Origin of the sequence: Aquimarina agarivorans (genome assembly GCF_000218485.1) — a bacterium.
GTDB classification, from domain to species: domain Bacteria; phylum Bacteroidota; class Bacteroidia; order Flavobacteriales; family Flavobacteriaceae; genus Aquimarina; species Aquimarina agarivorans.
This window is the reverse complement of record NZ_AFPB01000021.1, coordinates 1-9,286: the sequence shown is the minus strand read 5'-3', so window position 1 is coordinate 9,286 and position 9,286 is coordinate 1. Positions and strand designations below refer to the sequence as shown.

The 9,286-nt window shown below is 32.2% G+C and carries 9 protein-coding genes; 8 read left to right on the top strand and 1 reads right to left on the bottom strand.

Annotation, left to right across the window (positions count from 1 at the left end; genetic code table 11):
* The first annotated feature begins 302 nt into the window (after window positions 1–302).
* The 8 genes from GMC_RS0100775 (at window position 303) to GMC_RS20370 (ending at window position 9,021) form a co-directional block, all read left to right on the top strand.
* Window positions 303–1,799, top strand: a complete 1,497-nt coding sequence (locus tag GMC_RS0100775) for a family 16 glycosylhydrolase (protein ID WP_010520337.1) — start codon at window positions 303–305, stop codon at window positions 1,797–1,799.
* A gap of 474 nt (window positions 1,800–2,273) precedes the next feature.
* Window positions 2,274–2,816: a DUF4178 domain-containing protein gene (locus GMC_RS0100770; protein WP_010520336.1), complete on the top strand. Its 543-nt coding sequence runs from the start codon at window positions 2,274–2,276 to the stop codon at window positions 2,814–2,816.
* A 12-nt stretch (window positions 2,817–2,828) separates the two neighbouring features.
* On the top strand, window positions 2,829–3,674 hold the full coding sequence (locus GMC_RS0100765; protein ID WP_010520335.1) for a hypothetical protein: 846 nt from the start codon (window positions 2,829–2,831) through the stop codon (window positions 3,672–3,674).
* Between the two features lie 9 nt (window positions 3,675–3,683).
* A complete protein-coding gene (locus GMC_RS0100760) occupies window positions 3,684–4,562 on the top strand; it encodes a DUF350 domain-containing protein (RefSeq protein WP_010520334.1) in 879 nt (292 codons plus the stop codon).
* A complete protein-coding gene (locus GMC_RS0100755) occupies window positions 4,550–6,106 on the top strand; it encodes a polyamine aminopropyltransferase (RefSeq protein WP_010520333.1) in 1,557 nt (518 codons plus the stop codon). Before GMC_RS0100760 ends, GMC_RS0100755 begins: the two co-directional genes overlap by 13 nt.
* 371 nt (window positions 6,107–6,477) lie before the next feature.
* A complete protein-coding gene (locus tag GMC_RS0100750) occupies window positions 6,478–6,780 on the top strand; it encodes an S-adenosylmethionine decarboxylase family protein (protein WP_029489530.1) in 303 nt (100 codons plus the stop codon).
* Window positions 6,774–7,784 carry a potassium channel family protein gene (locus GMC_RS0100745; protein ID WP_010520331.1) on the top strand — a complete coding sequence of 337 codons (1,011 nt, stop codon included), beginning with the start codon at window positions 6,774–6,776 and terminating at the stop codon, window positions 7,782–7,784. Before GMC_RS0100750 ends, GMC_RS0100745 begins: the two co-directional genes overlap by 7 nt.
* A gap of 625 nt (window positions 7,785–8,409) precedes the next feature.
* Window positions 8,410–9,021, top strand: a complete 612-nt coding sequence (locus tag GMC_RS20370; protein ID WP_010520330.1) for a hypothetical protein — start codon at window positions 8,410–8,412, stop codon at window positions 9,019–9,021.
* A gap of 109 nt (window positions 9,022–9,130) precedes the next feature.
* Here the strand turns inward: GMC_RS20370 and GMC_RS22855 are convergent, their stop codons facing one another.
* Window positions 9,131–9,277: a T9SS type A sorting domain-containing protein gene (locus GMC_RS22855; protein ID WP_369073171.1), complete on the bottom strand. Its 147-nt coding sequence runs from the start codon at window positions 9,275–9,277 to the stop codon at window positions 9,131–9,133.
* Window positions 9,278–9,286 lie beyond the last annotated feature (9 nt).

Genomic DNA, 9,286 nt, shown 5'->3' with positions numbered 1-9,286 from the left:
TTCACTTGTAAATTTTTAATGAATTAACACACAAAATCAAGTTTACTATTATTTTTTAACACAAAATTTAATTTTGTAAGAAAAAACCCATAATTAACAATTTTAAAAGTAAAAAACTTGAATTACACAGTTCAAAACACTCTTGAAATTTATGCTCATATATTCTTACCATTTTTTCTATATACCTAGTAACAAAAAGCTTTTCGGTAACTTTAACACCTAATTTATGATATTTTTATATTAGTTATTTTCTATTCCAAAATATATTCGCAGTAATCAATTAATCAAAAAAAAAACAAATTATGAACAAAATTAAAGCACTAACAACGACATTATGTGCGACGTTATTTTCGTTCTTTATTCAGGGACAATCCGTCAATTTATCAAATTACGAACTTGATTGGTCTGACGAGTTTAATGGACTAGATTCTGATTTCGACGGTAAGTGGATATCGGAAAATGGTACTCCAGCTGATTCTTGGCACTTAGCAAGTAGATGGAGAGAAAATGTTAAAATTGCTGACGGTATTCTCGAAATTACAAACAAAAAAGAAAATCGTGGAGGAAAACAATGGACCAGCGGTAGTGTTTGGACTAAAAAACAATTTACTTATGGTTATTTTGAAGCAAGATATCGTTATGCTGCTGCTACTGGAACTAACAATTCTTTTTGGTTATGGCCACGTACTGGAAGCCCTGCTGGTGAAGATCGTTACGAAATAGACATTAACGAAGGACACTACCCTAACCAAATAGCTACTAATGTTCATAATTGGTCTGATACATGGGTAGTTAATGGTAACACAAAACACCCAGTAGATTCAGAACATTTTGACTATCCAAATGAAAATTTAGGTAATGATTACCATGTTTACGGCTTAGAATGGACGCCTACTGTAATGAATTTCTATTTTGACAATCAATTAATTAGATCTGTTACCAACTCTACTAATCATGGTTCAACAAATATCATGTTTAGTTTGGCCATACTTAGCCTTCCTAGCTTTGTAGGACCTGTAACAGATGCCATTGACGGTACTAGTATGAAAGTATCTTATGTTAGATATTACAAGCCTAAAACTCGATCGAATGGCAATCAAAAAGCTCAATTTTACATTGTAAACAAAGCAACTGGAAAAAAATTAAGAGTTAGTAATAAAACTAACGGAGCAACAATAAACCAAGGTGATGCTAGTTGGGTTGGTTTACAGAACGTATGGGAGCAAATACCAACTAATAATGGATATTTTCACCTTAAAAATGTTTACAATGATATGTATTTTAGACCAAAAACAAATGCTGACCTAAGTTTATTAATTCAGCGTCCTTCTGCTAACAAGTATACACAGTGGAGAAGGGTTACTAGTGATGATGACGGATATTATTTTTTAGAAAATAGAGAAACTGGAAAATATTTTAGAGGTGTAAGCGATCAAAATTTTGCAGAAATAGAGCAACGACCATCTAGTTTATTTTGGCAGTCATCTCGTTGGAAGTTTGTACCAGCACCTACTAATAATAGAAGCGGTGCCAAAATAGTTAGCACCACTGATGAATTAGGAAGTGAAGATAATTTGACTATTTATCCAAACCCTGCTACTGATGAGGTTTATTTTTCTACAGAAACACAGTCGTATGATGTTGAAATTTTTGATGTTAACGGTAAACTTGTTAAAGAATTTAGTGTAGCGGACAACTCTATTAAAGAGTTCACTAACAAAGATCTTTCAGCAGGTGTTTATATTGTTAAGTACCAATCTGAAACAGCTTCTAAAATTAAAAAACTAGTTATTAATTAAGCTTCTTATAGTTAATTAAAAAAATGCCAATACAGTATTTAATCTGTATTGGCATTTTTATTTTTAGAATTGTAACCTCCTGTATAATTATTGATAAATGTACTTCCATATAATTATACATACCGCTGTGCTAAATCAAAAAGTATAACTCAATGGTTGTTTTTGAAGTGATTCCATGTTGAAGTAAACTACCTCGGAGCAAGCCCACAAGACATTCGTTAGAAAAAAGCTTTCATTTCGAGACAAGCCTCGGGGTATTATACCCTTTGGCGATGCCAATAAATTTTCTAATACATAATTCGGGTCAAACCAATGACAAAAAATTCCAATTCAATTATCAGTAAAATTTAATGTAATTAGGTAATAATATAGCTATTTTTATTATCAGAAAATTACTTGTTAAAATTATTTCTTTCAAACATAAATTGATTGTTACGTCAACTAGTATATATAAATAAATTTAAAACAACCAACATGGGCATATTTGATATGTTTAAAAAAAAGGAAGAAGACCCACACTTTGACCCTACCAATATTAAGGTTACAGACCTTGAAAAAGGCTATCTACTGGATTATGACATGGAGACATGGACCGTAAAAAAAATGGGCGAATATGATTGGGGTGATCATTTTTTTTCACGCGAATTTTTAATTGAATCGCGTGGTAAAATACGTTACTTAACTATAGAAGAAGATGAAGGGCTTGAAATCTGTATTTTCAAAAAAATAAAATTTAGAAAATTAGGAGAAGATGTAGCCACTTATTTCAAAAATCATGATAAATTTCCCAATCAAATTTTATTTGAAGGCATTACTTATCATTTTGACGAGCAATCTCCTGGCTTTTATCGCGATGTAGATAGTGAAGATTGGACTGAATTGATTTCTTTTGACTACGAAAATGATGACGAAGATCAGTTTTTAACCATTGAACAGTGGGGCGAAGATGAATTTGAAGCTAGTATCGGAAAAAAAGTTAAGCCTTTCGAAATTAGTAATATATTGCCGGTAAGTTAACATTACACCACTATGAAAAAGTTTCTCATACTATTTCTTTCCATTTTTGGTTTATTTCTAGGCCTAATTTCTTGCGGAAGCAAAACTGAACAACGGCCTAAATTTGTAAAATCACCTGTTGATAACATCATTACAAAATATATTGACAAGAGTGATTATTCAGTAATTCTTGCAGATATGGATTATCGTGAAGATATTGACAAATACTACCACAAGTATCAAATTCTGATTCAAGAAGAAAAACCAAAACTTACACGAGATCAACTGGCTGACACCACAGCGCAAGCTTCTGATATCAAAATTGAAACTACGGACTGGTTGGAAGTATCTCCCATTGTTTTTGAAGATTACCAAAACGATTTGGGCATGACCATTTTGAGTAAAGAAAACGGAGTGCTGGATAAAAACTCGGCACCTGCAGGGGCAAACGGTTATGTAGGCAATCCACAGTACGGACAATGGCAAACGCATAGTAATGGGAGCTCATTTTGGATTTTCTACGGACGTTACCGTTTAATGAGTGATTTATTTTTTGGGCCTCGCTACGGTTATGGTGGTTATTACGGTTACCCTAGAAGTGATTGGAACGATTACCGAAGAAATTACCGCGGACGTACGGACTATTACGGGAAAAACAATCAATACGGAACCCGCTCAAAAACTAACACCAATACCAGTTGGAACAAAAAGCCCTCTGACTTTAAAAGCAAAGTTCGCAGCAAAGTTGCACAAAGCTCGTCCAGTTTAAAGTCCCGAGGTTACACATCAAGTAAAAGCTACTCAAAAACAACTCGAAACGCTAACCGATTTAGTTCATCCTCTTCGTCAAGAGGAAGAAGCGGTGGTTTCGGAAAATAATAATTACGTATGAATACGCTAACCGAATTTATAAATGTCAATAGCTTACTTCATAGTTTGGGGTATTTGGCTATTGTTTTCGTTTTATTTTTTATTGGAAAAATACTTTATAATACCCTAAATGCAACTACCCTGGTAAATCATGAATTAGTTGAAAAGGACAATTTTGCTTTCAGCATTGCCTACGTGGGTTATTTTTCGGCCATAACCATTATTCTAATTGCTGCCATTTCAGGCGAAAGCTATGGTTTTATTGAAGATGCCAAGCTAATTGGAATTTATAGCATATTAGGTATGTTTTTACTTCATGTTTCCATTTTGGTTTCAAATAAATTGATGCTTCCAAAATTTTCTATAAAAAAAGAAATTTTACAGGACAGAAATGAGGGTACTGGTATTATTGAAGCGGCAATTTACATTGGCAACGCCTTTTTATTGTACGGAGCTCTAATTGGCGAAGCGAGTAGTTTAACCGAAGGATTAATCACCTTTGTAGGCTACTGGTTTATTGGAAATATTATGCTAATTATTAGTACTAAAATATTTAGCTGGTGGATTGGATACGACATCCATGATCAAATTGAAAAGGACAATGTTGCCGCTGGAATTGCTTTTGCAGGTGCTGTTATTTCCATTAGTATAGTAATTATGAATGCTATGATTGAGCCTTTTACAGACTTGCAAACTTCCGTAATTGAAATTTTAACATACACCCTTTTAGGGATCATTATTTTACCTGTAATGCGCTTGGTGAGTGACAAGATTCTACTTCCTGGACAACGTTTAACGGATGAAATTATCAATCAGTCTAAACCAAACTTAGGAGCTGCCCTTGTAGAAGCCTTTGCTTATATTGGAGCCGCTATTTTTATTTTATGTACTTTTTAAAAAACAACTCCTTTGTTTTAAAAGCCGCCATTTTTGCCACTGGATTTGCGGGCATTGTTGCTGAGTATGTTCTTTCAACGCTGGCAACTTATTTTATTGGAAACTCCATTTTTCAATGGACTATGATTGTTTCGCTTATGCTTTTTTGTATGGGCCTTGGTAGTCGGTTGAGCAAACGTATTCATTCCAATTTAATTCAAAATTTTCTTCTTTTGGAGGTAAGCCTGTCTCTAGTGGTTGCTTTTTCGTCCGTAGTGGTATATACTATTGCCGCCTTCTCGCTTTACTATGAAATTTTAATTTATGCGCTTAGCATGCTGGTAGGTTTACTTATCGGACTGGAAATTCCATTGGTAGTGCGTATTAATAAAGAGTATGAAGATTTGAAAACCAATATTTCTTCCATACTTGAAAAAGATTATTATGGAAGCCTACTCGGTGGAGTATTTTTTGCGTTTGTTGGATTGCCAATTTTAGGATTATCATATACTCCATTTGTTTTAGGAATCATCAATTTTCTAGTAGCTATTATTGTTTTATTTCGCTTTAAGCAGAAGATAGCCTTGCTGCGTTTAAAAAAACTGAACGCCTTATTAATCCTTGTTTTTGGAATATTAATTTCAGGAATTTTGTATACCAAACCAATTATTCAGTGGGGAGAACAAAAAAAATATAAAGACAAGGTCATTTTTTCGGAACAAACCAAGTACCAAAAAATAGTGCTCACCGAATGGAAAAATGAACATTGGCTGTACTTAAATGGAAATTTGCAATTTTGCACCATTGATGAGGAAATGTACCACGAACCACTAGTACATCCAATAATGCAATTAGCTGGCATGCCAAAAGATATTTTAATTTTAGGCGGTGGCGATGGTTGTGCGGTTCGCGAACTATTAAAATATCCAAGTGTTCAAAAAATTGATATGGTTGATTTGGACCCCAAAATGACAGCGTTAGGTAAAGAACACCCCGTATTGATTAATAGCAATAATGGATCTATGAGTAGTAGTAAACTAAACATTTACAATAAAGATGCTTACAATCATTTGGAACAAGACGCTAATTCCTTTTATGATGTAATTATTATCGATTTACCCGATCCCAGAAATATCGAATTAGGACGTTTATATTCCCATGAATTTTACACGCACTGCTACCGCAAGTTGCGTCCCAACGGTTTTATTATTACTCAGGCAGGAAGCCCGTATTTTGCCACCAAAGCTTTTAATTGTATTAACAACACCTTGCAATCAGCTAATTTTAAAACAGTGCCCATGCACAATCAAATTATTTCCATGGGCGAATGGGGGTGGATTTTAGGTGCAAAAAAAACAAATCCGATGGATTTAAAACTAGCATTAAAAAGTAGTACTTTTAAAAATGTGTCTACTCAATGGATTAATAATGAAGCCATGCAATTATTAACTTCATTTGGAAAAGATGCCTTTTTTAACTCAACCGTGGATAGTACGGACATAAATAAAATTCACAATCCTGTGCTTTACAAATATTATTTGAAAGGCAATTGGGATTTGTATTAGTTGTGAGTAAAATTGATAAAATATAATTGTAAAAAACTATTTTTAACGTGAGTTCGATGTAAGAAAAAGATGCTAGTTCGAGTGAAATTCTGTAAGAATTTTATATCGAGAATCATCTTTTTCATATCAAAATTGACCTTCTCGATAAAATTTTCTAACGAAAATCACTCGAATTGACAATTTTGAAAGTTGAATAAAATGATACTGAACTCAGTATTTCAACTTTTTGTAATTAAAATGAAGTGTTGATTCTAGTATCTTTTTGTTATAAAATATCGTAAAATGTATTTAGAATAACTTTACAAACTAGAATGTGAAATAATAGAAATAACATTCCTTATTTCTAAATTAAATTGGGATTCAAAATAAGAATGATGGATATAAAATATAAAGAAGTCGAAGCTCAAATTTACAATCATCAATTGTGGATAAATGAAACGGAACCCGACCGCTTAAAAAAAATATTCGATAAGCAATTAATCGATAGTGGTTTTACCATTGTTCACTTTACCGAACATCATTTTGATCTACAAGGCTACACTTGTTTTTGGTTATTAGCGGAAAGTCATTTGGCGATTCATACTTTTCCTGAAAACAACACCACTTACATTGAACTAAGCAGTTGCAATAAAGAAAAATTAGAGCACTTTAAAAGACTATCTGCCCAATGCTAAATCCAAAAAAAATAATCACCTTTTTAGGATTTATTTTAGGATATAATCTTTTAGTATACCAATTATACGTGGTGGAATCTAATTTTCCTGACGGAAATATTAACAATATTGCTGACGCCTATTGGTATTCGTTAGTTACATTAACTACCGTAGGCTATGGGGATTTTTATCCTGTTTCCTTTTGGGGAAGGTTGATCGGTTTTTTATTTGTTATTGGAAGTTTAGGGATTTTAGGATACTTGCTCACCGAATTAAACTTAAGAATTAAAGAATATTTAAAAAATAAAGAAATGGGGCTATTGGGTACAAAAAATTCTAATCATTGCATTATTATAGGTTGGAATTCATTTTCAAAACAAGTAGCGGAACAAATTGTAAAAGCCAAAGAACCTTTAGCTATCATTGTTGATAATGAAGAAGATTTAAAACAAATAAAGCAACTTTACAATTCCAAAACCTGCTTTGTATTACAAACAGAATTGAACGATTTTGAAAGCTTAAAAAAGGCAAATATTGAATCATCAAAACGTGTGTACATAAATTTTGATAATGATACTGACACCCTTGTATATTCAATAAGCCTAAAAAAGCAGTATGAAAATCTTAAATGTGTGGTGGCAATTGAAAATAGCGAACTTAAAGAATCATTCAATTACTTAGGCATTCAATACATTATTCCCCGAAAGGAAATTATTTCAAAATTTATTGCCAGTTATGTTTTTGAACCCAACGTAGCTTTACTGACCGAAGATTTAATTGCCACCTCCAATTCTGCAACTGATATAGACATTTGCGAAACTAAACTTAGCTCTAATTCTCCTTTAGTAGGAAAAAATTATACCTCAGCATTTATCGAACAAAAAGAGCAACATAACATTGTGCTACTCGCCGTGAGCCGTAAAGGCCAACTTATTAAAAATCCTTCCAATGAATTTACTATTCAAGCCGAAGATATTTTGATATACATGGCTAATGGAGTACAAAAAGAATTGATAGCTGGCTAAGCCTACCAAATATAATTGGCATAGCTTTTGAATTAGCTAATAAAACGCCAAGCATGAAAAAATTTATACTATTAATTACATCCTTACTATTCACTATTTCATGTAGTGGAGTTAAAAACACGCAAAAATCCTTATCACAGGGTAATTATGATAGTTCTATTGAGAAAGCTATTGATAAGTTATCGCGAAATAAAACAAGTAAAAAAAGCAGGCTTATATCCCCATACTTGAGGATGCCTTTAAAAAGGCGAGTTCTAAAAATTTAAAACGAATTGATTTTTTAACACGAGAAAACAATCCAACTAATCTAGACGAAATTTATCATACTTATTTAAAACTTAGAAATAGACAAGAGCGTATAAAACCTCTGCTACCCTTACACTATTTAAATAGTTCTAAAAAAGCTGTTTTTAAATTTTCTGATTATACCAATGAGATTATTGAAAGTAAGAAAAACTTAGCGGCATTTTTATACAAGGATGGAACTACCGCATTTCAAAATGCAAAAAATAAAAATGATTTCAGAAACACCCATGAAACTTTATCCTACTTAGAGTCAATCTATCCAAATTATAAAAACACGCGCGATTTACTTGATCAAGCGCATACAAATGGTATTGAATATGTGCTGATTTCATTAACCAATAATACCAATCAAATTATACCCAAAAACTTAGAAAATGATTTGTTAAACATAGAAACCTATGATTTAAATAGTTATTGGACAGCATTCCACACTAATAAAACGCCAAATACTTCATATGATTATAGCATTTTATTTCTTTTTAACGAGATTCTAATTTCTCCCGAAAGGATTAAAGAAACTCAACATACCTATGAAAAAGAAATTGTAAATGAAGAATATCTACTTGATAAGGATGGAAATTTTGTTTTAGATGAACATAAACAAAAAATTATAATTGAAACTAAAGAAAAAGCTATTTGCGAATATTATGAGCTACAACAATACAAAAATGCCAATGTACAGGCTACTGTAAAATTGATTGATAACAGCACTCAACAACACTTAAACAGCTATCCTTTAAATACAACGACCGTTTTTGAACACCTCTATGCAAATTATAAAGGAGATACTAGAGCTTTAAATGAAACTCATTTAAACCTAATTGATAGCGAAGAAATTCCCTTTCCTAGCAATGAACAAATGGTTTACGATTCGGGAGAAGACTTAAAAAATCAATTTAAAAATATATTAAGAAGTAATCGATTCAATTAACGAGCAACTTTTTTATAAATAGGCTCGTTTTTTAAATGCCTCCCTTATCCTTATAAACTAAAAAACTCCCATGAAATTAATCCTTGGGAGTTTAAAAAATTAACTTAAATTAATTTTTAACAAACTGTTTTACTATACTATCTCCTGAATTTTCATCTGAAATTTCCACTAAATAGATACCATTACTAAGACCAGTAACATCAATTGCATTTGTAGCTTGAGAATACTCTGCCTGCATAATAAGCTGCCCACTCATATTATTAAC